At 47.3% G+C, this 1,298-nt stretch carries 1 protein-coding gene; it reads left to right on the top strand.

The genetic code is table 11. The features are described 5' to 3' along the window. Positions 1-996, top strand: a 996-nt coding sequence (gene murP / locus J5224_RS28255) for a PTS N-acetylmuramic acid transporter subunit IIBC (RefSeq protein ID WP_264628428.1), incomplete at its 5' end; no start/stop codon positions are given. Positions 997-1,298: the final 302 nt, after the last annotated feature.

Raw genomic sequence — 1,298 nt, 5'->3', positions numbered from 1 at the left:
CTGGTAGTAGAAGGTGTCGCACAGGCCGCCTGGTTAAAAAGCCTGATTGCTTACATGAAAGTGTTTAGCATTGGTTTGTTTACTTTTCTTAGCATCCTGATTGGTTTTAATACCCAGAAGGCGTTCGGTGGAACGGGCGTCAATGGTGCAATCATTGCTTCTCTGTTTATCTTGCGCTATGTGCCGGAAGGGACTACCGGTTATTACGCTGGGATGACACATTTCTTTGGCCTGGCCATCGATCCACGCGGTAATATTATTGGCGTATTACTGGCTTGCATGCTGGGTGCTTGGGTCGAAAAGCAGGTGCGCCGCATCATGCCTGATAACCTTGATATGATCCTCACCGCCACCCTGACGTTGCTGATTACCGGCGCGGTGACCTTTGTCGTCATCATGCCCATCGGTGGCGAACTGTTCAAAGGCATGTCATGGCTGTTCCTGCACTTAAACGGCAACCCGTTTGGCAGCGCCATTTTAGCTGGACTGTTTCTGATTGCGGTAGTTTTTGGCATCCACCAGGGCTTTGTGCCGGTCTATTTCGCGTTGATGGACGCACAAGGCTTCAATTCCCTGTTTCCCATTCTCGCCATGGCGGGCGCTGGGCAAGTCGGGGCTGCACTGGCCCTTTTTGTTCGTTCTCCGACAGGCTCTCTGCTACGCACTCAAATCAAAGGGGCCATTTTCCCCGGTCTGTTAGGCATTGGCGAACCGCTGATTTATGGCGTCACGCTGCCACGCCTGAAACCTTTTGTGACCGCCTGTTGCGGTGGGGCCATGGGCGGCTTCTTTGTTGGCACGGTGGCTTGGATGGGGTTGCCGATCGGCCTGAATACGGTATTTGGCCCTTCTGGTTTGGTCTCCATCCCGCTGATGACATCGGCACAGGGTATTTTTGTTGGAATGGCAGTCTATATTGCTGGCCTCATCGTCGCTTATATTACTGGCTTTATTTTAACCTGGCTGTTCGCCAGCAAGAATGTTGATTTAACCTGATACATTGTCCGCTCCTCTCTTCGCTTGACCTTTACTGTCGGGAGAGGAGTGTTGTACTATTATGAAAGTACAAAAAATTAAAAAAAACGTTATCACCCTACTCGTCTTATTATCTGGCCCTCTTTGAAAATCTGACGCTACGGTTCTTATTTTTACGAAAAAATAAAGCAACAGAATAATTAGCACTCTAAATTATTAATTTAACTTAATATTTCCCCTTGCTGAATCGATTCATTTTTATTTTCTTGATAGAAAAAACCGATCGAATAAGAAAAATTAAACGGTTTAACGATCGTTTTTTT

Source organism: Candidatus Symbiopectobacterium sp. NZEC135 (genome assembly GCF_025962695.1).
The sequence above is the reverse complement of the archived record's forward strand: the minus strand, read 5'-3'. Positions and strand labels throughout refer to the sequence as shown.